This is a genomic window from Flagellimonas cixiensis (assembly GCF_042134615.1).
GTDB lineage: Bacteria > Bacteroidota > Bacteroidia > Flavobacteriales > Flavobacteriaceae > Flagellimonas > Flagellimonas cixiensis.
The window spans coordinates 1,486,822-1,510,425 of sequence record NZ_CP169639.1 but is presented as its reverse complement, the minus strand read 5'-3'; the positions used below and the strand labels follow the sequence as shown (position 1 = coordinate 1,510,425).

The window sequence follows — 23,604 nt, the reverse complement described above, 5'->3', positions numbered from 1 at the left end:
TAGGCGCCCAAACTCAAGTTAGGGCGCTTTTTTTGTTTCCTTTAATTCATATTATTTTCTTACATTGAACAATTAACACTAACCTTAATTACTTTGAAATCAGGACAATTCGAAGACATCCTCATTCATTTCACCAAGTCCATAATGAGTAAAACGGATGAGGAAGATATATTATGGGATGTAGCCAAAAACTGTATTTCCAAACTTGGGTTTGTTGATTGTGTAGTTTCCATTTTTGATCCAAGCTCTGCTACTTTGGAACAAAAAGCAGCCTACGGCCCAAAAAATCCGACCGGCAGAACATTGTACAAGCCAATGATCGTTGCCCTTGGCCAGGGTATTACTGGCCATGTTGCTGAATCTGGCATTGCAGAAATCGTAAACGACACCTCTTTAGATAATCGATATATAGTTGATGACGAACCACGACTCTCAAAAATTTGCGTTCCAATCACTATTGAAGAAGATATGTATGGTGTAATTGATTGCGAACACCCGGATAAAAACTTTTTCAATGAGCAGCACTTAAAAATGCTATCGGTCATAGCCTCCATTTGTGCCATTAAACTTAAAAGTGTGCGCGACCACCGGGAACTCACCGAAAAACAGGAAAAATTAATCCGAATTAGGGAAGAAATGGTCGACCTTAGGCTCAAAGTCCTCAATTCGCAGTTGCACCCTCATTTTGTTTTTAATGCGCTAAATGCCATTCAACATTTTATTTATCGAGAAAACAAACGATTGGCATTGGATTATCTTTCCACATTTAGCAAGTTGATTCGTTTTTATTTGAACCAACTAGATAAGGATACCGTTGCCTTGGAGGACGAATTGGATATGCTGAACTGGTATTTAAAGCTGCAGCGCTTGCGCTATGAAGGTGTTTTTAACTATTCCATCCAAATTGAAAATGGAAAAGAATTTTTAAATGATGCTGTGATTCCTTCTTTTGTAATTCAATCCCTTTTGGACAATATTGTTGAGAGCAGTGTGTATTACACTAAAAACAGGCAACAGCTAACGGTAAAATTCAATTTGTCCAGCTCTACTATCAACATCACCATTCAAGACCAGAAATGTGACGGCTCCAGCGAAGAAAAGTTCAAAAAAGATGTTGAGCCTTGGCAAGAACAAGTTGAAATCCTTAATTCGGTAAAAAAGTATAATATCGACAAAGAGCTTTCTTTTGTGAAAGAACCTGATTCGTGCATTAGAAAAATATCACTTCAATTGCCCAATCTAAATTAAGCCTCCAGCACCTCAGACTTTGATCTATCCGAGTTCAATAATTCTTTAAACATCACCTCACGTACTTCTTCCCTTAACGTAGAGGTGTCACTAGGAGCAAGAATGCCTGTTTCAAAAAACGGATGCACCTTTACTCGAATTCGACCGGGGCCCCCACTAAAAAAAGTAAATGAAAAGCGTTTTTTGTTATCTAAGAATGTCATTGGAACAACAGGAATTTTATGGGCGATGGCCATTTTAAAAGCCCCGTCTTTAAACTGATCCAAAAGAATTTCCTCATCAGGAACCCCTCCCTCTGGAAAAATACATATGCTCAATCCCTGGTCCAATCTCCTTTGTGCGCGTCGATAAACCCCTGTTCTACTGCGAACATCTTCACGATCTACCATAATACAGACCCGTTTATAAAAAAACCCGAACAACGGGATCTTCACCAACTCCTTTTTTCCAACAAACACAAATGGGTTTCTACTCACCACCAACATCAACATAATGTCCAACATACTGGTATGATTGGAGACCAACATGTAACTTTTGCCTTTTTCCATGCGCTGTTCCCTCATAATTTTTGGAAAACACCCCATACCATACAAAATGGGTCTGGCCCAAAAATTCCGGGCCATCCAAAAAAATTGTTGGTACGTACTTTCAGAGAAAGTTAAGGCCAATAAAATGGGAAAGAAAACAATAATGGGTACCGCTACCAGTATGTAAAACCATATTCTGTATAAAGCATGCCCAATGTTTTTAATCAGTCCAAGCATGTCCCAAAAGTAGAATTTTTGAATATCTTTATTAGACTAACCATTAAAACTTTACATATGGGAATTGTTTATGCTTTACTGATAGGTGCCTTGGCGGGATGGCTTGCAGGTAAAATTATGAAAGGTGGTGGTTTTGGCGCCCTTTTGAACATTATTTTAGGAATTGTAGGTGGCGCTGTTGGTAATTGGCTCTTTGGCACCTTGGGCATTCATGTAGGTTCTGGTATTCTTGGCGATTTGATCACTGGTGTTATCGGTGCGGTGGTCATCCTTTTTATTGCTGGACTTTTCAAAAAATAAGAAATCACTTCGTTGATGTTATAAGCGTAAATTGTCGCTTTTTTTATCTCTACGGGATGCTTACTTTTACTGGCAAAAATTTAGCATGGCCCGAATTCTGACAGGAATACAAAGTACAGGCGTTCCCCACCTAGGAAATATATTGGGAGCAATTATGCCTGCCATTGAAATGGCAAAAGACCCCAAAAACGATTCCTACCTGTTTATTGCCGATATGCATTCCCTCACCCAAATTAAAGATGGTGAGTTGTTACGAAGCAATACACATGCCATTGCAGCTGCTTGGTTGGCTTTTGGACTTGATATTGAAAAAACTGTGTTTTACAGACAAAGTGATATTCCACAAACGGCAGAATTAGCTTGGTATTTGAGTTGCTTTTACCCTTATCAACGATTGACCTTGGCCCACTCTTTTAAAGATAAGGCTGATCGCTTGGAAGATGTGAATGCAGGTCTTTTTACCTATCCCATGCTTATGGCCGCGGATATTTTATTGTATGATGCAGATATTGTTCCCGTTGGAAAAGACCAATTGCAGCATTTGGAAATGACAAGGGATGTAGCTTCAAGGTTTCACAACCAAATGGGCGAGACCTTTGTAATGCCCGAGGCAAAAGTTCATGAGGACACCATGTACGTTCCTGGAACCGATGGTGAAAAAATGAGTAAAAGCCGTGGGAACCTCATCAATTTGTTTCAACCAGACAAAAAATTGCGCAAACAGATTATGGGCATTGTAACGGATAGTACCCCCATGGAAGACCCAAAAGACCCAACCAACGATAATGTGTTTGCCCTATACAAGTTGTTGGCTTCACAAGAGCAAATTGAGGAAATGAGTGCCAATTATTTAGCGGGCAATTACGGCTACGGACATGCTAAACAAGCCCTTTATGAGGTAATTTTGAACAAGTTTGAAGAACCTCGCGAAAAATTTGAGTACTACATGACCCACTTGAACGAAGTGGATGAAGCTTTGGCCATTGGTGCTGAAAAAGCACGAAAAGTAGCCAATGAGGTGCTAGGTCGCGTTCGTGAGAAATTGGGATATTAGCATTTTATCGGATTTCAGCTAAAATGCCCCATGGCTTTTAAAGTTGAAAGTTGTCCCAGAATTCCTGAACCAGTCTTAAAATCAACGTAGATTCGGATTTAATCCACAAATTTTCGGTTGAATTACATCTGAAAACAGGCTAACTGTTCTGTTATATCCCATATCGATGAAAGGTGTCATTCTGAATGCAGGCAAAGCCGAAAGGAAGAATCCCTTTTCAATAATATTGAGATTCTTCGCTACGCTCAGAATGGCAGCATAAACTTAACATTCCTCATCTTTTATTTCTTCATTAACCTTGTTGTCATTCTGAATGGAGGCCGTGCCGAAATGAAGAATCCCTCATCAAAAATTATAGAGATTCTTCGCTACGCTCAGAATGACAGGTTAAATATTTATAAAGCCATCTTCTAAAAATTCAAAATTTGGATTTGTAGTTTTTATCAGTTCTACTTTTTTGGATCTAACCCACCCTTTTATTTGCTTTTCTCGACTTATGGCTTCTTGAACCCAGTCATTTTCTTCATAGTAAACCAGGTGTTTACACTTATATTTTGCGGCAAATGTCTTTTTATTGTTTTTGATGCTCTCAATATGTTCTATTAATCTTCTTGATAAATCATTGGTAATGCCCGTGTATAAAACGGTTTTATTCTTGTTAGTTAAAATGTAGACAAAATATTTATCCATAAATTCAGAATTAACATATAGTTAGATGCTTCACTTTGTTCAGCATGACAATTGATTGACAATATTTTGTCATTCTGAATGAGTTGAAGCCGAAATGAAGAATCTCTTATCAAAAATGTTGAGATTATTCGCTAGCCTTCGACTGCGCTCGAAATGACACAATTTAAACCGCCTCGAACATTTTACCGGGCAATGGTCGGATCACGCCCTTCATTTCCATGTTCAGTAAAGTGGATGAAGTTTTAAAAATGGGCAGATTGCACTCCAAAGCAACGGTGTCCAGTAATTGTTTACCGTTCAACTGCAAATAGGAGTAGATAGACTGTTCTGTGTCATCCAACTCGACAAACAGCTGTTTTTGTACTGTTGAAACTTCTTTTTTAGGCTCTATATCCCATCCTAAAAGGTAAATTAACTCCGCCGCAGAGGTCAATAAATGCGCTTTTTGGTATTTGATGAGGTCGTTGCAGCCCTTGCTCCACTTATCCGTTGACCTTCCCGGTACGGCAAAAACTTCACGATTATACCCGTGAGCCAAATCTGCTGTAACCAGACTCCCTCCTTTTTCAGCAGACTCAATTACGATGGTTGCTTCGCTCATTCCTGCAATAATTCGATTCCTTTTCAAGAAATTTTCACGGTCGGGATTACTTGTACTCCAAAACTCTGTGATAAAACCACCATTTTGTACCAATTTCGATGCATACTTTTTATGAGCTTTCGGATATATTTGGTTCAATCCGTGAGCCAAACAAGCAATGGTTTGCAAACCATGGTCCATGGCCGCCCTTTGAATGGCAATATCTACCCCGTAGGCCAACCCGCTCACAATTATCGGGTCTAATGGAGCAATTTCTTCAATAAATTGTTCACAAAAAGCAGCTCCGTAGCTGGTAATGTTCCTCGTGCCTACCACACTAATGATTTTCTTCTGCTTAAAATCCATATTTCCTCGTTGAAAAAGAACGATGGGACCATCGACACAATGTTTTAATTTGGAGGGATAAGACTCATCCATGAAATAGGAAAAAACTATATCGTTTTTGAGTATAAATTCATACTCCTTTATGGCTTCTTCCAAATAAATAGCATCAGAAAGACCTTTTATCGTAAACTTTCCGATGCCGTCAATTTTTAAAAGTTGGTGTGGTTTGTCCTTAAAAACTGCAGTTGGACTTCCGCAATGGGCAATTAATTTTTTAGCAGTAACATCACCAATATTGGGAATGTTTTGCAGCCGAAGCGCCGCAATAATTTCAGGTTCAGTCATTTGATTTGGGTGGTTAAGTTGTCCACAAAATACAGATTTTCAAATGTTAATAAAAAGTTATCCTGCTTATTTTGTACTGTCCCATTTTTTGCAATATTTGTGGCAATGAGGATTGATGCTTACATAGAGAAATTACTGTTTGATTACAATTGTGTGGTAGTTCCAGGATTTGGGGCTTTTTTGGCACATAGTAAATCGGCAGAAATTGATGCTGCTTTCAAAACATTGCTCCCTCCGAGCAAAACCATTTCTTTCAATGCCCAATTATCCAAAAATGATGGCCTTTTGGTTTCCCATATTGCCAAGGATAAAAATTTGGGGTATGAAGAAATGCTTCAGGAAGTGGAAGAAGTTGCACAAAATTGGATCAATCGTTTAGAGCAAGGTGAAACCGTTGAATTGTTTTCTATTGGTAAGCTTTGGTACAATACTGAAAAAAGAATTCAGTTTCAACCTGAAAACAGGATCAACTTCTTGACCTCGTCCTTTGGTCTTTCAAGTTTTGCGGCAACTCCTATACATCGTGAGGTGCTAAAAGAAGAAGTGGTAGAGTTGGAAGAAAAAATACCGTTCATTATAACTCCAGAGAAAAGAGAGGAAACTTCCTTTAGACCTTGGTTAAAATATGCAGCGGTAATTTTGTTGGCTGTATCCATTGGTTTTACAGGGTACAATACCTATGACAACCACCAGAAAAAGGAGTTTGCCGCTCAACAAGAAGCCCAAACTGAAGTTTCCAAATTAATTCAGGAAGCTACCTTTTTTGAAAGTGCTCCGTTGGAACTTCCAGCCATTAACCTAAAGGTTACCAAAAAACAATTGGGCAAACACCATGTGATTGCAGGTGCTTTTCGAGAAGAAAACAATGCGGACAAGCGTGTTGCGCAGCTTAAAGAAAAAGGTTATAATGCCTTTTATTTGGGGGTTAACAAATATGGCCTTCACCAAGTTGCCTACGATAGTTTTGAAGACCCCAAAGAAGCCCTTGCCTTTCTTAAAAAGGTAAAAGCCACAGATTCAAGGGATGCATGGTTGCTTTCTGAGAAATAGTCAGCTTTCTTTTAAAACCATTCCTTACTTCAATATCTTTGCGCAAAAATTAAAGGTATGCGCGCGAAAACTCCTAGTGAATCCCGAACAGTAATGACCGATTTGGTATTGCCCAGCGAAACCAATCCACTCAATAACCTTTTTGGAGGTGAATTGTTGGCTCGAATGGATCGAGCAGCTAGTATTTCGGCTCGTAGGCATAGTAGAAGGATTACAGTAACCGCATCTGTTAACCACGTTGCGTTTAACCGCGCGGTACCACTAGGCAGTGTTGTAACGGTAGAAGCCGCTGTTTCGAGAGCGTTTAAAACCTCTATGGAGATTTTTATAGATGTTTGGATAGAAGATCGTTTCACAGGAGAACGCACCAAGGCAAATGAAGCCATTTACACCTTTGTTGCGGTTGACGATACTGGAAAACCAACTGAGGTACCACCATTAGAACCTGAAACCGACTTGGAAAAGGAGCGTTTTGCTGCAGCTCTTCGAAGAAAGCAATTGAGTTTGGTGCTGGCAGGTAAAATGAAACCTGCAGAAGCGACAGAGCTTAAGGCGCTTTTTACTTCTTAACTAATTTTGAATTAAATAGTTGTCATCTCGAACGCCCGCCTGCCGGACGGACAGGCAGTCGAGAGGCTTTTCCATTTTGATTCCTTAATGCGGTCTCGACTGCGCTCGACCAGACAAAAAAAACAAATCAATACTAGCCTTTCTTCGCTTTAAAAATCAAAATTATCGGGATCTGGACCAAAGCGTTTACCCCTATCCAACCCATCGAGTAATTGCATATCTTCTTTAGATAATTCAAAGTCGAATAAATCTGAATTGGCAATGATGCGTTCTTTTTTGGATGATTTCGGGATGGTGACCACTCCTTTTTGAAGATCCCAGCGCAACACAATTTGGGCGATGGACTTGTTGTATTTGGCCGCCAATTCTTTCATGATATCCATATCGAAGATATTGCCTTGCATCAAAGGAGACCAAGCTTCATATTGAATCTTTTTGGAATTACAATAATCCACCAAATCTTGTTGTACTAAATACGGATGAAACTCCATTTGGTTGACCATAGGCACAATTTCGGCCTCAGTCAATAAATCTTCTAAATGATGCTGCAAAAAATTGCTCACTCCGATGGCTCGTACTCGTTTTTCTCTGTATAATTTTTCAAGAGCTCTCCATGTTTCCTTGCTCAATTCTCCTTTAGGCCAATGAATCAAGTACAAATCAAGATAATCGGTACCCAATCGCTTCAAACTGGCTTCAAAAGCTTTTAAAGTAGAATCGTATCCCTGATCCGTGTTCCAAACTTTACTCACCAAAAACACTTCTTCACGAGGCACATTGCTTTCACGAATCCCTTTCCCTACCCCTTCCTCGTTGTCATAAATAGCAGCAGTATCTATATGTCGATATCCATTGTTCAAAGCATCTTTAACGGCATTGATCACTTCACTGCCATCTTTGGATAAATAAACGCCCAAACCAAAATAGGGCATTTGAACCCCATTGTGCAGCTCAAAGGTTCCTTGTAAATCTGTAATCTGTTTCATATGTTAAAGTTGATAGATCCAATCCTCGGGATTGAGGCGATTGGCATCTTTATAAAGATAAAACTTCAGTTTGGTAGTTCCGTCAAACCGATTGGTATTTATATCGCCCAACACTTCCTTCGCAGCCACCTTATCCCCTTTTTTTACGTATAAAGTTGATAGGTTATAGTAAGTACTTATGTAGTTACCATGTTTGATCTGTACTCCTTTGTTCCCACCGGGCACAGATAGGATGGCAATCACCTCCCCCTCAAAAATGGCTCTTGCTTTACTCCCTTTATCGGTGGTGATGGTAACTCCGTTGTTCCGGTGTTTGATTCCAGGATATAGTTTATCAGAATACACTCCATAGCCTTGGCTTTTCACTCCTTTCTCCACGGGCCAAATAAGCCTTCCTTTGTTGGAAGAAAAGTTATCGGCTAGCAATTTGGCTTCTGGCGTTAAAGCAAAAGTGGCACTATTGGTTGATGCTCCAGAACTTTTGTTGGAGCTGGCAATGGCACTTTTGATCATTCGTTCAATCTCCCGATCAATTTTACGGGCTTCCTTTTGCTTTTCAGCGATAGCCGCGGTGTATTTGGCCTCATTTTGTTTTATACTCGTTAAAAGGCTTTTTTGTGCTGCTATTTCTTTATCCAATTCCAATTTTGCAGCTTGATTTTCTGCCAGCAATTGCTCCTTTTCTTTTCTTTGACGTACCAAATCCTGATTTAATTGGGTAAGTTCCTGCGTTTTTTCAACAATTCCTTCTCCCTGCTTTTTTCTATGCTTAGCATATTGTTGCATGTATTGAAGTCGCTTGAAGGCTTGAAAAAAGTTCTCTGCGGATAACAAAAACATGAGTCGATTACTCTGGGATTTGTTCTGATAGGTTTTTTGGATCAAGTTGGCGTAGTCTTCCTTTAAGATTGCTAAATCTTCCCGAAGCTTACTGATGTTTCTGATGTTGACATTGATCTGTCGATTGAGCAAATTGGATTGTTGGTTGGTCACTCGAATCAATTGCTGCCGCACATTGATTTTGTTATCCAAGGCTTCCATTTGATCTAGAATCGTTCCTTTTTCTTTCCGCTCAGCAAAGAGCAAACGGTTAATTTCCTTTATTTCTTCTTGAAGTCGTTCACGCTTTGCCTCTAACGCTTTTTGTTCACTGGTTTGGCCAAAAGATGAACTGGATACCAAAAAGGTAACCATCAGTATATAAAAACAATAAGTAAATTTATTTTTCAAATTACTTTAATGTTATTTTATCATACCCTTTAGGTACTTTGTAGGGGAAATTCATTGGTTTATCCAGTTCCAGATTGCGAAAACTAAGTTCTATGGTCGTAAAACCCCCTTTTTCTTCCGCAACAATATTGATTTGGTCTGGCAACACTTTTCCAGAAATATCCTGATAGGTATATTTTGCTTTTAATTGTCTTGCTTGTTCCGGTTGTGAAATTTCCTGTGAAGCTATCTTAAAGTTTTTTGGCTCTACTTGAAAAATAATTTTAAAAAGTTGTCTCGCCTTTTTGGGTGTCAATTGGTAATTGTCTTCATAAATTCCAGAATTGAATTTCTCTCTTCTCAAATCTAAAACAGCATTGCCCAACAACAAATTTTGAACTTTTTCAAAATCGAGTTCTGTTCCCAATAAATGACTTAAATAACTGAAATCTCCATCGAAATATTCATTGTTCAATTTATTGTAAAATGAAACCTTCTCGGGAGTAATATGTGCCTTTACCACACCAAGAGGTGCGCTCATCCAAATCACCTTGTCCTTTTCCATTCTCAAACTCACATTCACACCCTGAGAATCTTCCCCATCCGTATAATCAATTTTTACCTTTCCACTCAAGGTCTTAAAATCGGATTGATTGGAATAATGTTTTTTGATGATGTTATTGGTGGACATCCGCGCATCCACTTCGCCGCCAGTAATTGCCTTGGTGCCTTTACAGGCTCCCAATGTAAGCAACGCAACTAGCACAAAGCTGATTTTAATTATGATGTTTTTATATCGTTGCATTATAACCCTGAATTGATCTTGTTTAAGTACTCATTGGCCTTTTGGGTGTTTCCCAATTTGGAATACGCTTTTGAGAGTTCTTCATAAAACGCATTGGTCAACTTCGCGTCGTCTAAAATATAATCCAAACCGCCTTCCATAACCTCTACGGCTTTGTTCGCGTTGGAGGTATTGCTCAACGCTTTGCCATATGCCAAATAAAAATAAGGCTGAAGCGGATAATTGTCAACCGCATCTTTAGATGCTTCCAGCAGCTTTTTATAATCCCCATTCGCAATCAAGGTTTCCATTTCGGATTTTAACTGGCTTACAGGGTCATCGGAAGTGTTTTCCTCTCTTGGTTCCGATTGAACTATAACCTCTTCTTTTCCTTTCTGTAAGGAATCATTGATTTTAAGGGTAAGGTCATTTGCCAATTTGGATCCTTTGAGCTCCTTGGTCACTTTAAGTGCTTCTTCAAACTTTTTCTTTTTGAAGTATGAAAGTGCCATATTCTCCTTTAGCTTTTGATTGTCATAGGGAATTTGTCGCTGAATAGTTTCAATCGAGCTTCCTTGTTTGTCCAAAATGGTCAGCAAATTGTCCAAATACCAAAAATCCGTGGGTTCAGATAATAGTGCTTCTACGGCATATTCCTGGGCTTGAATATATTTCTTATCGAGCAGATAAGCTTTGCCCAATTCATAATCCACCACACTATTATTGGGTTCCAATTCCTTGCACTTTAGCAATAGGACAATAGCTCTATCGTAGTTTTGAATGCCTTTTTGCTTTAAGGCCTCAAAAAAGTTTTCTTGAAACTCATCGGTATATTCTTCGAGGTAGACTTCAGCACTTTCTTGTTCTTCTTGGGCAATGGAAATGCTCTGTGTTGAAACAAACACAGCTAAAACCAACCAAAAAGTATACCTCTTTATCATAACATCCTAAGTCCCCATCAAACCAAAAATCTACCCTAAAGTTATTCCAAAACGGAATAATCTCCAATGCTAATGGATTCAAAATTACCATTGTACACCACAAAATTACCAATCATTGCGTTGTCTAAATTGGCATTGGATATTTTGCTGTTGCTTTGGATCAAACTGTTTTTAATGGTTGAATTTTCCAAAACCGTATTCGAACCTACTGAAACATAAGGTCCAACCGTTGTGTTTTTTAGCACGACATTCTCACCAATAAAACAAGGCTCAATAATGTTGGCATTTTCTTGTCGCACGGTATCCGCTATTAAATTCTCGCCTTCATTTTCCAAAAATCCTAGCATGCGCTGGTTGGTTTCCACGGTCACATTTTTGTTTCCGCAATCCATCCATTCATCCACTTTACCTGGAACAAATTTCATGCCCTTTTCCATCATGCGTTTGATGCCGTCGTTGATTTGATATTCACCGCCGTGGGTAATATTGTTCTCCAAAACGTGCTGAAGCTCATTTTTAAGGACTCCAACGTCCTTAAAATAGTAAATGCCGATTACCGCCAAGTCAGAAATAAACTCCTTTGGCTTTTCCACCAACTCTACAATCTCATTACTTGTATTGAGCTGCACCACACCATAAGCTTCAGGACGCTCTACCTGCTTTACCCAAATAACACTATCTGCAGTTTTATCTAAGTCGAAGTCGGCACGAATCAAGGTGTCGGCATATGCAATCACAGCAGGGCCACTCAACGACTCCTTTGCGCTCATAATGGCGTGTCCTGTGCCCAAAGGTTGGTCTTGACGGTAAATGGAACCCTTTGCACCTAAACTTTCAGCTAATTCCATCAAACTTTCTACCACATCTTCTCCAAAAAAAGCAGGGTCACCCAAAATAAAGGCAACTTCTTCGATAGGTTCACCCAAAACTTTGGCAATATCCTCCACTAACCGGTGCACTATGGGCTTTCCCGCTACTGGAATCAAAGGTTTTGGAACTGTTAATGTATGTGGTCTTAAACGGGATCCTCTTCCCGCCATAGGTACGATTATTTTCATGCAAATGCCCGCGAAGGCGGGTATCTTTTAATTATTAGACTTAATTTCAAAGAGATTCCTGCCTGCGCAGGAATTTTATTTCGTTCCAGTGCTGCCAAAACCACCAGCTCCTCTATCGGTTTCAGAAAGGGATTCCACTTCTACCCATTCGGCTCGTTCGTGTTTGGATATTACCATTTGGGCTATTCGTTCCCCATTTTCAACCGTAAACTCTTCAGAGGATAAATTGGCTAAAATCACGCCAACTTCGCCTCTATAATCGGCATCAATGGTTCCTGGGGCATTTAATACTGTGATGCCTTTTTTGGCTGCCAATCCACTTCTAGGTCGTACTTGAGCTTCCACTCCAATGGGTAGTTCCATAAAAATTCCTGTGGGAACAATGGCCCTTTCCAAAGGTTTTAGTACAATGGGTGATTCAATATTGGCCCGTAGGTCCATTCCTGCCGAAGCAAGGGTTTCGTAATGTGGCAATGCATGCCCTGAATTGTTGATGACTTTAATCTCCACGCTTTAAAAACAAACTTTTTAAATTATCTCCTTCCATCTTATACACTAACCCCAAAAATAACAAAAGTAGTACGCTGCCTGCTATTAAATTTCTATTAAAAACATAGAACGAAAGGGCTGAAAACAGTATTGATAGGCTCAAATAGAACATTATTTTTCGCATGTTATAGGGTACGGGATAGTATTTACGTCCAAAGTAATAGGAAAGGACCATCATACTACCATAAGCGACCAAAGTGGCCAATGCAGATGCCATATATCCTATTTTAGGAATGAACCAAATATTGATGGTCAAGGTGAGCAATGCACCAAATGATGAAATATAAGCTCCAAACTTGGTTTGATCAGTGACTTTATACCATACGGATAGGTTGTGGTAGATTCCCAAACAGAAGCTCCCTAATAAAATAATAGGCACTACATCCAAGGCTTCCCAATACACTGGGTTATGCAAGAGCAATTCTCCTAACACATCTATAAACACCACAACCCCCAACAAGATGATGCTCCCCATAATTACAAAGTAATTGGTAATCTGCGCATAGGTCTTTTGTGGTTTTTCTGTTTTGGCATGACTAAAAAAGAAAGGTTCCACTCCCATTCGAAAGGCAGTACCAAACAAGGTCATGAACAGGGCCAATTTGTAACAGGCACCATATTTTCCCACTTCCGATTCGGCAATATCACTGGGCAACAATTCCGTTAAAAGAATTTTATCCAACACTTCGTTTATGGTAAATGCGACCCCAGCCAACATTACAGGACCTGCATATTTCAACATCTGTTTCCAAAGGGATGTATCGAAACTATAGGTAATTTTAAAATAAGTCGATAATAATATCAAAAGAGTAAAAGCACTTGCAATCACATTTGAAATTAAGACATAATGGATCTCCCAGTTGGGTTTGTACAAAGCGTTCCAAATTCCTGTATCTGCCTCTTTGGCAAGATTCGGCAATATCAGCAAGAAAAAGACATTGAACCCAAGGTTAATGGCCACGTTGAAGGTTTTTAGCACTGCATAGCGCATAGGCTTTTCATTGGCCCGCAATAATGCAAAGGGAACAATCACCAAGGCATCCAACACTAAAATATAAGTGGTGAACTTTAAGTAATCCACATTGATGTTGGTCACATCTGCCAACCATTCCTTAATGGATAAGGCCACGATTAAAAACAGCAATGAGGAAGCCATCAAAGAAATCAAAGATGTGGAAATCACCTTTGCTTTATCTTGACTTTTATGGTAAAAACGAAAGAAAGCGGTTTCCATTCCATAGGCCAAAAACACATTAAAGATGGCTATCCAAGCATAAATATTGGTGTATTGCCCATAACCCGAAGCATTTTCGAAAACTGCGGTATAAAGGGGCAGCAAAAAGAAAGAAATGACCCGCGGCAATACCGTGGCCAAACCGTATATAAAAGTCTGCTTAAAAAGCCTCTTTAGCGGATTCAATAGATGTGTATTCTTTAAAAACCTTGATTAGGTGGCTACAAGTTACATAAAAGCCATAACCCGTGATACTAAGAAAAACAAAAAGGTCACCAACTTGGTGACCTTTGTATATGAAATATGTTTTATTCTAGTTGTTCAACTACTTCGCTGTTGAATATTTAGCCTCTCTTTCGTTCGGCTTAATTGTTCAAAGCCTCTGCTCCTCCAACAATTTCCAAGATTTCGTTAGTAATCGCAGCCTGACGCGCTTTGTTGTAGGTAAGCGTTAACTCATCTTTCAACTCACCCGCGTTGTCGGTTGCTTTGTGCATCGCAGTCATACGGGCACCGTGCTCACTGGCAAAGGAATCACGGATTGCCTTATACAGTTGTGTCTTTAATGATTTTGGAATCAATTGCTCAACGATTTCAGCTTTGGATGGCTCAAAAATGTAATCGGAAGCTCCATTGGATTCCCCTTCCACAGAAATTGGCAAGAACTTTTCAGTCATTACAATTTGGGTGGCGGCATTCTTGAACTTGTTGTACACCAAGTCGATTTTATCATATTGACCTGAGGTAAACTGCTCCATTAAAAACTCAGCAATTTCAGCTACATTGTCAAAAGTCAAATCATCAAAAACTTCACTGTGGTTGGCCACAATGGTGTTCTTTTTACGAAGGATATCGTTTCCTTTTTTACCAATAGTCACAAAATCCACTTGCTTTCCAGCATAGGTTTCTGCAACCAACACATTACTTTGCTTGATGATGTTGGAGTTGAACGCCCCACAAAGTCCTCTGTTTGAGGTAATGGAAACAACCAAAACTTTATTCACTGGTCTGCTGACGGCGTACTCACTACCTCCATCACCTTCCAAGCTAGCACTTAGACCTTGCAAAAGTTCCGTAAGCTTGTCCGAATAAGGACGCATAGCTGTAATCGCATCCTGAGCTTTTTTCAACTTGGCAGCAGATACCATTTTCATGGCACTGGTGATCTGCATGGTTGATGCAATGGACGTGATCCTGTTTCGTATTTCCTTTAGATTTGCCATATCTCTTGTTGTCATTCCGCACTTGATGCGGAATCTTTTTGGTTATGGGTTCCTGCTTCCCTTCGACTACGCTCAGGGTGACCGCAGGAATGACAAAATTTATGCTTTGTATTTGCTTGAAAGTTCTTTACAAACAGCTGTCAAAGTTTCAGTTACCTCGTCGGTTAGTTTACCCGCTTTTAGTGCATCCAAAACATCTCTGTGCTTAGCGTTCAAGAACTCCAAGTAATCTTTTTCAAATTCTTTTATCTTATTCACAGGAACATCACGCAACAAGTTCTTTGAACCTGCAAAGATGATCGCTACCTGATCCTCTACTGTAAATGGATCGTTCTGACCTTGTTTCAAGATCTCAACGTTTCTACGACCTTTTTCAATAACGTTCAAGGTTGCGGCATCCAAGTCGGAACCGAACTTGGCAAAAGCTTCCAATTCACGGAACTGGGCTTGATCCAATTTCAATGTACCTGCAACTTTTCTCATGGATTTTACCTGTGCAGAACCACCCACACGAGATACAGAGATACCTACGTTAATCGCTGGACGCACCCCTTGGTTGAACAAATCTTGCTCCAAGAATATCTGACCATCGGTAATGGAAATTACGTTGGTTGGGATATAGGCAGAAACGTCACCGGCTTGTGTTTCAATAATAGGAAGTGCTGTTAAAGAACCACCACCTTTTACAATCGGTTTCAACGATTCTGGAAGGTCGTTCATGTTCTTGGCGATATCATCATCAGCGATTACCTTAGCGGCACGCTCCAACAATCTTGAGTGAAGGTAGAAAACGTCCCCAGGATATGCTTCACGTCCTGGTGGTCTTCTCAACAACAAAGACACCTCACGGTACGCCACAGCTTGTTTTGACAAATCATCATAGATGATCAATGCAGGACGTCCTGTATCCCTGAAGTATTCTCCAATTGCTGCACCTGCAAATGGCGCATATACCTGCATTGGAGCAGGGTCAGATGCATTGGCTGCAACAATGGTCGTGTAAGCCAAAGCTCCTTTTTCTTCCAAAGTTTTTGCAATTCCTGCAACTGTAGATGCTTTTTGTCCAACGGCAACATAGATACAGTATACGGGTTCACCAGCATCGTAAAATTCTTTTTGGTTCAAAATGGCATCGATACAAACCGTGGTTTTACCTGTTTGCTTATCCCCGATTACCAACTCCCTTTGTCCACGACCAATTGGAATCATGGCATCTACTGCCTTGATACCTGTCTGCAAAGGTTCGTTTACAGGTTGTCTAAAAATTACCCCAGGAGCTTTACGTTCCAATGGCATTTCATAGGTTTCACCAGAAACAGGTCCTTTACCGTCGATTGGATTACCCAAGGTGTCGATTACACGACCAACAATTCCTTCACCAACGTTGATGGATGCGATACGCTCTGTTCTTTTCACAGTGGCACCTTCCACAATCTCTTTGGATGGGCCCAACAATACCACACCTACGTTGTCTTCTTCCAGGTTCAAAACAATACCTTGCATACCGCCTTCGAACTCTACCAACTCCCCGTACTGGGCATTGGAAAGTCCATAGACACGGGCAATACCATCACCCACTTGTAATACAGTACCCACTTCGTCCAACGAAGCTCCAGCTTCGAAACCTGATAACTGTTTTTTCAAAATTGCTGATACCTCAGCGGCTTTTACTCCTGCCATTTTTATAGACTATTTGTAAATTCTCTTTTTAATCCGTTCAATTTGTTGGCGATGCTTGCATCGTATTGGGTATCTCCCACACGAAGCACAAAACCGCCGATGATGCTCTCATCTACCTTATTTTCCAAAGTCACCTTGTTACCGGTTGCTTTGGTCACTTGGGCCAATATTTTCTTTTCCAATTCAGCGGTCAATGGAACTGCGGTGGTAACATAGGCCACTTCTTCACCCTTCAACTTTTCATGAAGGATGATGTATTTGTAGGCCACCTCTTGCAACATAGCAATCCTTTTATTGCCAATCAAAGTACCAACAAGACCTTTTGTGATCTCATTTGCCCCTTTGAAAATTTCCAACAAGGTGTTAGTTTTAACTTCAGCTTTAATGATAGGGCTCTCCAATACATTTTGAAGCTCCACATTTTCAGCTATGGTCGCAGCAATTTCGCGCATGTCGTTTTCAACGGCTTCTGCCGCTTTCTTTTCAATCGCGAAATCCAAAGTTGCCTTGGCGTATCGTATGGCTGCCCTGTTCTGGTTCATGCCTTAGTTTAATTTGATATCACCCAACATATCGTCAACCAACTTAAGTTGCTTGTCTTTATTGGAAAGTTCTTCTTTGATTACCTTCTCTGCAATTTCTATTGAAAGATTGGCCACTTGCGCTTTGATATCGGCAACAGCAGCTTTCTTCTCTGCTTCGATCGTTGCTTGCGCTTGCTTTATCATTTTATCACCTTCAACCTGAGCTTGCTCCTTAGCTTCAGAAACGATACTCTCTTTAATCTCTCTCGCTTCTTTCAACAACGAATCTCTTTCGGCTCTGGCTTCTTTCAACAATTTTTCACTATCGGCAGTAACGTTCTGCATTTCCTTTTTTGCAGCTTCGGCAGCTTCAAGTGCGCCCTTGATTCCCTCTTCTCTTTTTTCTACCGCACCCAAGATTGGTTTCCATGCGTATTTACGCAACAACAACAATAGGCCCACGAAGAGCAACAACTGCCAGAAAAACAACCCGAAGGAAAACTGTTCGATTAACTTTTCCATGTATCTTAACTATTAAATCTTTTTAACTATATCACTTTGTAGTTTAATGAAGGACCATAGCCAACCGCTATGGCCTTCATCAATACTGTTACGGTTATTAAGCTGCAAAAAGAGCGGCGAAACCGATACCTTCAATAAGAGCTGCTGCAATCAACATTGCTGTTTGGATTTTACCAGAAGCCTCAGGTTGACGTGCAATAGCTTCCATTGCCTGTCCACCGATTCTACCGATACCCAATCCTGCTCCGATTACGATCAAACCAGCACCTACGATGTTTGGAATTGTCATGATATATGAATTTAAATATTAAACGTTCTACTCTTAATTAATGATGATCTTCTTCTACTGCCATTCCAAAATAAAGGGCCGACAACATAGTGAAAATATATGCTTGCAATGCGGCCACCAACAATTCCAATAGGGAAAGGGCAAAAGCCAATACAAACGATAATGGACTTCCTATCCAGTTCTGAAAAATGAACATAAGTCCGATAATGCTCATCAATACTACGTGACCTGCCGTAATGTTGGCATACAAACGAATCATCAACGAAAATGGCTTGATGAGGGTTCCCAATAATTCAATCGGGGCCAATATAATTTTCATTGGAACAGGTACACCTGGCATCCAGAAAATGTGTTTCCAGTAGTTTTTGTTCCCAGAGAATGTAGTGATCAAATAGGTGATCAATGCCAAGGCAAAGGTTACTGCAATATTATTGGTTACGTTCACTCCAAGTGGTGTAAGACCCAATAAGTTGATAATCCACACAAAAAAGAACACGGTAAGCAAATAGCTCATGTACTTCTTGTATTTGTGTTCACCAATGTTTGGAATTGCAATTTCGTCACGCACAAAAAGCACCAAAGGCTCCAATACTCTACCTACTCCTTTTGGAAGGCTATTCTTTTTGTAATTATTGGCAACAGCGCGGAACATCAAGAACATCAACAAGCCCACCAACATAATGAAGACTACGTTTTTGGTGATGGAAAAATCCAAAGGCTTTTCGTTGGTAGGATGTGAATCATCTACCACTAAGTCCTCTCCAAATGCATCCTCTGCATGGGTCTCTTCCCCATGATGACCACCAAAATTAATGGTTCCTTCGGCATCTGTTTTGTAAATTTTATTGTGATAAAGTGCGTAGTAATTTCCACCTACTTCGGCAACGCCTTCTCCGTGCTTTAATTTAGAAGATGAAAAAACTTTAAGGCCGTTGTCCCACAAAATTACAGGAAGTGGAAAGCCAATATATTTGTGCTCGCCCTCATCCGTAGTGTAGGATAACAGGGTAAAATCATGCGAATCTAGAAGGTGGTGGTCGATGTATTCCTTGATTTGGGTCTTCAAATCATGGGCACCTGTTTCAACTTCTTCTCCTTCATGGCTTTGGGCCGATACAAATCCCGTAATCAATAGTGTTACGGCAACTAATTTTTTACTGAAAAAAGAATATCGCATATGATCCAACTAATGGGTCCTCAAAAATTGGTGCAAAAATACATTGCTCATTTAAAAGAAAAAAGCTTTTTTCAGTATTATTTATCCCGTGTGTTTTTTTGGTCAATTTTAGAGCTTTACCTCACAGTATTAAGCAGTTTCACCAAAAAGTAGGTTTCCAAGACCAATGAAAATCCGTAAGGGATAAAAAATGCCAAGAACTCTGTCCGTTCCAAAATGCCGTCTTGGTGATAAGTGGGATACAGAAAAATGAAGAAAAGTGCGAATTTGACCAAGCTGCCCCCCAAAAAAAAGAAGCCCAACAAATCGCGGTATTTGTTCCTAAATATATAAATAGCGAAAAATACGATGGAAGCCATGATGGCATTCAGCACATAACTTTTGATCAAATGAAGGGAAACCACATCATAATTTCCATTTTCCAATATATAGGAATGGCCAAAAAAAAGGGCTAAAAGGCCCAAGATCAAAATAAAGGTAAAATAATACGGATAAGCACTGATTTTCAATTGTTGATTTTTTTCAATTGTTGCAGCACCAAATATATGGAGATAGCCACACCCAAAATGGTGCAAATGGCCATAAAGATTTTTTCGGTTCTGAAATAACCATCCAACCATTGCCCTCCTCTCACGGCTAAATAAATCACAACGCCCATTTGAATGGCTGAACCAGACAAACGGGCGGCGGTATTAATGGTGTTCTTTATGTTCTTAGGAGACTTTTGCTGGCTCATTTTTGTTCGACTCTGTTTTAGATGTGGCAACAGCACCTTTGCCCATAGTACAGGCTGCATTAAAGGTTGCTCCTGGCTCAACGGCCAATTTAGCTACACTTACCGTTCCTTCAATAGTGGCAGAAGACTTTAAGGATAACAGATCCTTTACCAAAAGCTCACCGTTAAATTTACCTTCAATATCGGCATTAACACATTCTACCTTTCCATTAATGTAACCATCCTTACCGATCACTACTTTACCGGAAGTTTTTACGTTACCTTCCAATTTTCCGTCGATGCGAAAATCAGCTTCAGAGGTGATGTCCCCTTTTATCTTGGTGTTCTTTTCTATTCTATTGGGCTGTCCGCCAAATTCAGTCATAGGCCGTGGTTTTTTGTTGTCAGAAAACATTGTGTTCTAGGTTTTGGGGATTAAAATTGTGCTTTGTATGATTCTAAGTTCTTATGGACTTGAATGATTTTATAATTATCGGATAAAACTACAAAATTCTCATCTTTAATGCGGTAGTCCCTATTGTTTTTTATAAGCTCGGCAAAGCCTAGGGCAAAGTCTTTTCCCCTAAATCCATGAACCACCACAAATTCTTGCTCCAGATCATAAATGTCCTTGGAAACAATATTTTTATAGTTCAAATCCTTTACCACTTCCTCCAATCGCTTTTTTAAGGCTTCTGCTTTATCATCATTGGACCTACTAAAAGTAAAGACTACTTTCCAGTTTCCTGCTCCGGTGGAACCTGTTTCTGGTGAGAATTCCTTGTTTTCCAATTTGGGCAGCTGCTCTTTCACCATCTGCTCCGCCTTTTTCCCCTCGGGATTGTTGGGATAAGTGAGTGCCACATAATTCAAAGCCTCTTTAAAGGGCTCAAAACCTTGAAGGCGACCTATGGCATTGGCTTTCAACATTTCAAATTTAGGCACAATGGGGTCACCTGTAAATTTACTGATGTACTCTTCCGATTGGGTTATCACCTGTAAATAATTCTGTTGTTGGTATTGTTTGAACAGGGCATTGTAACGGGCATCGGGACTATCGGTATTTCCATCCAAAACCGCCTGTGGGTTTAAAAGTATCTCTGCGTATCGAGTCCCTGAGTGATTTCGGATAATGTCCTGCTTCATTTGATCTGCCAACACTATAGTTCCAGATTCCTCATAAATTTTATACAGGTTGTATTTGGAGGGTAAAATCAAGCGTTCTTCTGGATTGGAATCCAAAACGTTTTCCAATTTGGATGCGGCCAATAGATTGTCCTTGAATTTTTCTTTATAGATCAACCCCAATTGATAGTTGGCAAAGTTCCTTTCTGCTCGTAGACTGTCAATTACCGCTACTTCGCTTGGAACTGTTCCCAAATAATAATCCACGGAATATTTTTGGTCTTGGGTCAGGTTTTCTCCATCAGTTGTAGCGACCACTTCTTCTCCTGTTGCTTCGGAAACTAAAGTTCTGGCCTTGTTACTCCATCGCCAATCATCCTCCAAGCTTCGTTCACCCCAACGGGTTCGGAATTCGTTTTTACCATATCCCAAACTGGTGATGTTGTAAAAATAAAACTTGCCTTGGTTTTCTTTTCCCCCTTGACTGTTGGCAAAAGCGGCAAATCCTGCTTCGGTTCTTTTCTTCTCTTCCTCGGCTGCTTGTTCCTCCTTCCGCTTTAGTTCGGCTATATAATCTTCAAAATAAGCTTTCCTTTCGGCTTCGGGCATCTCGTAAATGGTAATGACACTATCGGCGTTTTGCGCAATGTCCTCATACTTGATTACATCTTCCAAGTTGTCCAATTTCTTCTGGGTGTTTCGATGCGCTCTGGTATTTTCGGTGAGATTGGTCAAAGTGCTATCATAATAAGCTCCAGCTGTTTTGTATTCGTCTTGGTCAAAGTAGTAATCAGCCAAGCTTTGGTAATTGAAGGAGTTCAGCTTTCGGTCACCTTGGGTAGCTTTGATGGATTTGTTGTAGTAGGCAATCGCCAAACTATCGGAGCCTGTGGCCAAATGAAACTGCGCTACTTCCCTATAAATTTTATCCAGAAAGGGCCGGTTTTCCCTATTTTCCTCCAATTTGGTGAGGTATTCCAGCATTTCTTCTCGGTTAGCTTCCGAAAGTTCAATGTTCTGGATCTTCTTTAAATGAGCATTGATAAAATAGACTCGAGGTGCTCTTCTGTTCAGTTCAATCACCTTATTGAACGCATAATTCGCACTGTCCTTATGCCCCAATTGGTTGAACAACTGTCCAATGATGAAAAGGTATCTACCCTTTTCAGGATTCTTTTTGGTATAGGCTTGGGCAATCTTTAATTTTTGAATGGCCGTATCGGGCACATTTAAATTGATGTAGCATTGCGCCAAAACGGCATTGGCATCGGCATATTCCTGATCTTTCAACTCTTCAAATTTGAAAAGTCTTTTCAAATTTTTAATGGCTACTTCAGGATTGTCCAAACGCATATTGGTTTTTTCCCTCCAAATGGTGGCTTCGTTCAATTTGTCGCTTTCGGAATACTTGCGAAGAATATAATTGAACGATTCAAGGGCGGGAATATAGCGTTGATCAAAATAACGGGACTTACCCAATAGCAAAAAAGCCTCATCCGTTTGCGGATTTCGCTCTTCATCTTTAATATCCATGCTGTGCTTTTGGATGGCTTTGGTCGCCTTTTCCTCAGCAATAATAAAGTTGGGGTTGTTGTCTTCGGAGTCTAGCTTTATTTCATCCGTGACTTCCAAACGCTCTACGGGAAGAATTTCCCAATAATCGTCTCGATAACTGGCATTGAGCTCCTCTCGTCCTTTTTCGAAGGCGATGTTGCCATTGTACAGCGTATTGTATTTGGTGTTAAGGGCATGCCAATTTCGGTTGATAAATTTATCCTTTTGGGTAGAACAGGCATTAAATGCAAGTCCTCCCAAAACCAAGGCGCCCAAAAAAGTATGATGAAGCTTCAAAGTTATCGATAATCTTGTGTAACCTTAACTCAAAAAAGAGCAGATTATTATAAGGCTCTTCGATAAAATGCACTTAATAAGTTCAAGGTTTAAGTTTAAGGAAAATCTCACCTCCCGACCTTAAGAATCCTTTTGAACCAATTACAATTCTCGAAACTACTTCTTTTATAGGTAATACATCCTTATTTGGCCCAACATCAAACTCCTTTGTCAGACAATTGGATTGCTCATGAAAATTCATGTCCAAATCACCAATCAAAGTATATTTTTTAAGGTGCCTTGCATCATTTTCATCCTCAACCGGAATACTGATTTGAATGTGATTTTCCTCCTTTTTAGTAAAATCAATTCTCGTTCCCATTTTTAAATCCAAATAAAGAACAAATGCCTTGATGTCATTGTTCAACAATGAGTATAGGGCTTCGTCCACATGTTGTGATTCATCTGATGTTGTTGGAACTTTTTTTCTCTTTATTTCTTCTAGCTCCTTTTTAGATTGGTTCACCATCTGTTTGTTGAGGTCGGAAATCTCAGGAAAGCGTTCATTCTTTTTGGAATACAATTCTATTTGCCATTCCAGCCTTTTGATTTTGGGGTAATTGGGATTTTTAAGTTCTAAAAGCGAATCCAGTTCTCGTTGGATATAGCCAAGTTCTTTATAGTTTTGATGCACCGCAATAAAATCCATATCCCGTTTGTTTTCTTCAATGGATAACTGCAACCTTTGTTTTTCTCTTTGGTAGTAATCTATCAATTCTTCAAGGTCACTTGGCATAATGGCAGAGTTGACT

General features: G+C 39.9%; 26 protein-coding genes. 5 read left to right on the top strand and 21 right to left on the bottom strand.

Annotation, left to right across the window (positions count from 1 at the left end; all coding sequences use genetic code 11):
* Positions 1-144: 144 nt before the first annotated feature.
* A complete protein-coding gene (locus ABT310_RS06670; protein ID WP_375325965.1) occupies positions 145-1,248 on the top strand; it encodes a histidine kinase in 1,104 nt (367 codons plus the stop codon).
* Here the strand turns inward: ABT310_RS06670 and ABT310_RS06665 are convergent.
* On the bottom strand, positions 1,245-2,012 hold the full coding sequence (locus ABT310_RS06665; protein ID WP_375325964.1) for a lysophospholipid acyltransferase family protein: 768 nt from the start codon (positions 2,010-2,012) through the stop codon (positions 1,245-1,247). The two genes, ABT310_RS06670 and ABT310_RS06665, sit on opposite strands and share 4 nt — an antisense overlap.
* 57 nt (positions 2,013-2,069) lie before the next feature.
* Between ABT310_RS06665 and ABT310_RS06660 the strand changes: the two genes are divergently transcribed.
* Together ABT310_RS06660 and trpS are read left to right on the top strand one after the other, a co-directional pair.
* Positions 2,070-2,312 (top strand): GlsB/YeaQ/YmgE family stress response membrane protein, encoded by a 243-nt coding sequence (locus ABT310_RS06660; RefSeq protein WP_375325963.1) that lies wholly within the window; start codon positions 2,070-2,072, stop codon positions 2,310-2,312.
* An 85-nt stretch (positions 2,313-2,397) separates the two neighbouring features.
* Positions 2,398-3,366, top strand: coding sequence for a tryptophan--tRNA ligase (gene trpS / locus ABT310_RS06655; protein WP_375325962.1), 969 nt, complete (start codon positions 2,398-2,400; stop codon positions 3,364-3,366).
* Between the two features lie 387 nt (positions 3,367-3,753).
* Here the strand turns inward: trpS and ABT310_RS06650 are convergent, their stop codons facing one another.
* Positions 3,754-4,056, bottom strand: a complete 303-nt coding sequence (locus ABT310_RS06650) for a GIY-YIG nuclease family protein (protein WP_375325961.1) — start codon at positions 4,054-4,056, stop codon at positions 3,754-3,756.
* 163 nt (positions 4,057-4,219) lie between these two features.
* Positions 4,220-5,326 (bottom strand): DNA-processing protein DprA, encoded by a 1,107-nt coding sequence (gene dprA, locus ABT310_RS06645; protein ID WP_375325960.1) that lies wholly within the window; start codon positions 5,324-5,326, stop codon positions 4,220-4,222.
* 105 nt (positions 5,327-5,431) lie between these two features.
* Here dprA and ABT310_RS06640 point away from each other — a divergent pair, with 105 nt between their 5' ends.
* The gene (locus tag ABT310_RS06640) at positions 5,432-6,376 is read left to right on the top strand and encodes an SPOR domain-containing protein (protein WP_375325959.1); all 945 of its coding nucleotides are present in this window, start codon (positions 5,432-5,434) and stop codon (positions 6,374-6,376) included.
* A 57-nt stretch (positions 6,377-6,433) separates the two neighbouring features.
* Positions 6,434-6,946, top strand: coding sequence for an acyl-CoA thioesterase (locus ABT310_RS06635; RefSeq protein WP_090292480.1), 513 nt, complete (start codon positions 6,434-6,436; stop codon positions 6,944-6,946).
* Between the two features lie 149 nt (positions 6,947-7,095).
* On the opposite strand, the gene ABT310_RS06630 is transcribed toward ABT310_RS06635, so the two are convergent.
* From ABT310_RS06630 to ABT310_RS06545, 18 genes are all read right to left on the bottom strand, one after another.
* Positions 7,096-7,932 carry an aldo/keto reductase gene (locus ABT310_RS06630; protein WP_375325958.1) on the bottom strand — a complete coding sequence of 279 codons (837 nt, stop codon included), beginning with the start codon at positions 7,930-7,932 and terminating at the stop codon, positions 7,096-7,098.
* 3 nt (positions 7,933-7,935) lie between these two features.
* On the bottom strand, positions 7,936-9,126 hold the full coding sequence (locus tag ABT310_RS06625; protein WP_375325957.1) for a murein hydrolase activator EnvC family protein: 1,191 nt from the start codon (positions 9,124-9,126) through the stop codon (positions 7,936-7,938).
* A gap of 37 nt (positions 9,127-9,163) precedes the next feature.
* Complete coding sequence (locus ABT310_RS06620) at positions 9,164-9,946, bottom strand: DUF4292 domain-containing protein (RefSeq protein ID WP_375325956.1); 783 nt, start codon at positions 9,944-9,946, stop codon at positions 9,164-9,166.
* The gene (locus ABT310_RS06615; RefSeq protein WP_375325955.1) at positions 9,946-10,866 is read right to left on the bottom strand and encodes a tetratricopeptide repeat protein; all 921 of its coding nucleotides are present in this window, start codon (positions 10,864-10,866) and stop codon (positions 9,946-9,948) included. The genes ABT310_RS06620 and ABT310_RS06615 overlap by 1 nt, the downstream gene beginning before the upstream one ends.
* 41 nt (positions 10,867-10,907) lie before the next feature.
* The gene (locus ABT310_RS06610; RefSeq protein WP_375325954.1) at positions 10,908-11,924 is read right to left on the bottom strand and encodes a sugar phosphate nucleotidyltransferase; all 1,017 of its coding nucleotides are present in this window, start codon (positions 11,922-11,924) and stop codon (positions 10,908-10,910) included.
* A 75-nt stretch (positions 11,925-11,999) separates the two neighbouring features.
* On the bottom strand, positions 12,000-12,434 hold the full coding sequence (gene dut / locus ABT310_RS06605) for a dUTP diphosphatase (RefSeq protein WP_375325953.1): 435 nt from the start codon (positions 12,432-12,434) through the stop codon (positions 12,000-12,002).
* Positions 12,424-13,893, bottom strand: a complete 1,470-nt coding sequence (locus tag ABT310_RS06600) for a lipopolysaccharide biosynthesis protein (RefSeq protein WP_375325952.1) — start codon at positions 13,891-13,893, stop codon at positions 12,424-12,426. Before ABT310_RS06600 ends, dut begins: the two co-directional genes overlap by 11 nt.
* A 179-nt stretch (positions 13,894-14,072) precedes the next feature.
* A complete protein-coding gene (gene atpG / locus ABT310_RS06595) occupies positions 14,073-14,930 on the bottom strand; it encodes an ATP synthase F1 subunit gamma (protein ID WP_375325951.1) in 858 nt (285 codons plus the stop codon).
* Positions 14,931-15,029: 99 nt separating this feature from the next.
* The gene (gene atpA, locus ABT310_RS06590; protein ID WP_375325950.1) at positions 15,030-16,610 is read right to left on the bottom strand and encodes a F0F1 ATP synthase subunit alpha; all 1,581 of its coding nucleotides are present in this window, start codon (positions 16,608-16,610) and stop codon (positions 15,030-15,032) included.
* Positions 16,611-16,612: 2 nt separating this feature from the next.
* Entirely contained in the window at positions 16,613-17,152 is a 540-nt protein-coding gene (gene atpH / locus ABT310_RS06585) for an ATP synthase F1 subunit delta (RefSeq protein ID WP_375325949.1), read from the bottom strand.
* 3 nt (positions 17,153-17,155) lie between these two features.
* Positions 17,156-17,656, bottom strand: coding sequence for a F0F1 ATP synthase subunit B (locus ABT310_RS06580; protein WP_375325948.1), 501 nt, complete (start codon positions 17,654-17,656; stop codon positions 17,156-17,158).
* Between the two features lie 97 nt (positions 17,657-17,753).
* Positions 17,754-17,945 carry an ATP synthase F0 subunit C gene (atpE, locus tag ABT310_RS06575; protein WP_053970734.1) on the bottom strand — a complete coding sequence of 64 codons (192 nt, stop codon included), beginning with the start codon at positions 17,943-17,945 and terminating at the stop codon, positions 17,754-17,756.
* Positions 17,946-17,982: 37 nt separating this feature from the next.
* Positions 17,983-19,122, bottom strand: a complete 1,140-nt coding sequence (gene atpB, locus ABT310_RS06570) for a F0F1 ATP synthase subunit A (protein WP_375325947.1) — start codon at positions 19,120-19,122, stop codon at positions 17,983-17,985.
* 116 nt (positions 19,123-19,238) lie between these two features.
* Positions 19,239-19,631 carry a hypothetical protein gene (locus ABT310_RS06565; RefSeq protein ID WP_375325946.1) on the bottom strand — a complete coding sequence of 131 codons (393 nt, stop codon included), beginning with the start codon at positions 19,629-19,631 and terminating at the stop codon, positions 19,239-19,241.
* Positions 19,628-19,858 (bottom strand): AtpZ/AtpI family protein, encoded by a 231-nt coding sequence (locus tag ABT310_RS06560; RefSeq protein ID WP_375325945.1) that lies wholly within the window; start codon positions 19,856-19,858, stop codon positions 19,628-19,630. Before ABT310_RS06560 ends, ABT310_RS06565 begins: the two co-directional genes overlap by 4 nt.
* On the bottom strand, positions 19,836-20,252 hold the full coding sequence (locus ABT310_RS06555; RefSeq protein ID WP_375325944.1) for a polymer-forming cytoskeletal protein: 417 nt from the start codon (positions 20,250-20,252) through the stop codon (positions 19,836-19,838). The genes ABT310_RS06560 and ABT310_RS06555 overlap by 23 nt, the downstream gene beginning before the upstream one ends.
* Positions 20,253-20,272: 20 nt before the next feature.
* Complete coding sequence (locus tag ABT310_RS06550; protein ID WP_375325943.1) at positions 20,273-22,813, bottom strand: hypothetical protein; 2,541 nt, start codon at positions 22,811-22,813, stop codon at positions 20,273-20,275.
* Between the two features lie 82 nt (positions 22,814-22,895).
* The gene (locus tag ABT310_RS06545; protein WP_375325942.1) at positions 22,896-23,588 is read right to left on the bottom strand and encodes a hypothetical protein; all 693 of its coding nucleotides are present in this window, start codon (positions 23,586-23,588) and stop codon (positions 22,896-22,898) included.
* Positions 23,589-23,604: the final 16 nt, after the last annotated feature.

Coding starts and splice junctions, on each gene's coding strand:
- trpS (WP_375325962.1), top strand. CDS start 2,398: ATGGCCCGAATTCTGACAGGAATACAAAGTACAGGCGTTCCCCACCTA.
- ABT310_RS06610 (WP_375325954.1), bottom strand. CDS start 11,924: ATGAAAATAATCGTACCTATGGCGGGAAGAGGATCCCGTTTAAGACCA.
- dprA (WP_375325960.1), bottom strand. CDS start 5,326: ATGACTGAACCTGAAATTATTGCGGCGCTTCGGCTGCAAAACATTCCC.
- ABT310_RS06545 (WP_375325942.1), bottom strand. CDS start 23,588: ATGCCAAGTGACCTTGAAGAATTGATAGATTACTACCAAAGAGAAAAA.
- ABT310_RS06635 (WP_090292480.1), top strand. CDS start 6,434: ATGCGCGCGAAAACTCCTAGTGAATCCCGAACAGTAATGACCGATTTG.
- ABT310_RS06620 (WP_375325956.1), bottom strand. CDS start 9,946: ATGCAACGATATAAAAACATCATAATTAAAATCAGCTTTGTGCTAGTT.
- ABT310_RS06665 (WP_375325964.1), bottom strand. CDS start 2,012: ATGCTTGGACTGATTAAAAACATTGGGCATGCTTTATACAGAATATGG.
- ABT310_RS06660 (WP_375325963.1), top strand. CDS start 2,070: ATGGGAATTGTTTATGCTTTACTGATAGGTGCCTTGGCGGGATGGCTT.
- ABT310_RS06670 (WP_375325965.1), top strand. CDS start 145: ATGAGTAAAACGGATGAGGAAGATATATTATGGGATGTAGCCAAAAAC.
- ABT310_RS06560 (WP_375325945.1), bottom strand. CDS start 19,858: ATGAGCCAGCAAAAGTCTCCTAAGAACATAAAGAACACCATTAATACC.
- atpH (WP_375325949.1), bottom strand. CDS start 17,152: ATGAACCAGAACAGGGCAGCCATACGATACGCCAAGGCAACTTTGGAT.
- atpE (WP_053970734.1), bottom strand. CDS start 17,945: ATGACAATTCCAAACATCGTAGGTGCTGGTTTGATCGTAATCGGAGCA.
- ABT310_RS06625 (WP_375325957.1), bottom strand. CDS start 9,126: ATGGTTACCTTTTTGGTATCCAGTTCATCTTTTGGCCAAACCAGTGAA.
- ABT310_RS06555 (WP_375325944.1), bottom strand. CDS start 20,252: ATGTTTTCTGACAACAAAAAACCACGGCCTATGACTGAATTTGGCGGA.
- atpG (WP_375325951.1), bottom strand. CDS start 14,930: ATGGCAAATCTAAAGGAAATACGAAACAGGATCACGTCCATTGCATCA.
- ABT310_RS06650 (WP_375325961.1), bottom strand. CDS start 4,056: ATGGATAAATATTTTGTCTACATTTTAACTAACAAGAATAAAACCGTT.
- atpA (WP_375325950.1), bottom strand. CDS start 16,610: ATGGCAGGAGTAAAAGCCGCTGAGGTATCAGCAATTTTGAAAAAACAG.
- ABT310_RS06640 (WP_375325959.1), top strand. CDS start 5,432: ATGAGGATTGATGCTTACATAGAGAAATTACTGTTTGATTACAATTGT.
- ABT310_RS06615 (WP_375325955.1), bottom strand. CDS start 10,866: ATGATAAAGAGGTATACTTTTTGGTTGGTTTTAGCTGTGTTTGTTTCA.
- ABT310_RS06580 (WP_375325948.1), bottom strand. CDS start 17,656: ATGGAAAAGTTAATCGAACAGTTTTCCTTCGGGTTGTTTTTCTGGCAG.
- ABT310_RS06630 (WP_375325958.1), bottom strand. CDS start 7,932: ATGAAACAGATTACAGATTTACAAGGAACCTTTGAGCTGCACAATGGG.
- atpB (WP_375325947.1), bottom strand. CDS start 19,122: ATGCGATATTCTTTTTTCAGTAAAAAATTAGTTGCCGTAACACTATTG.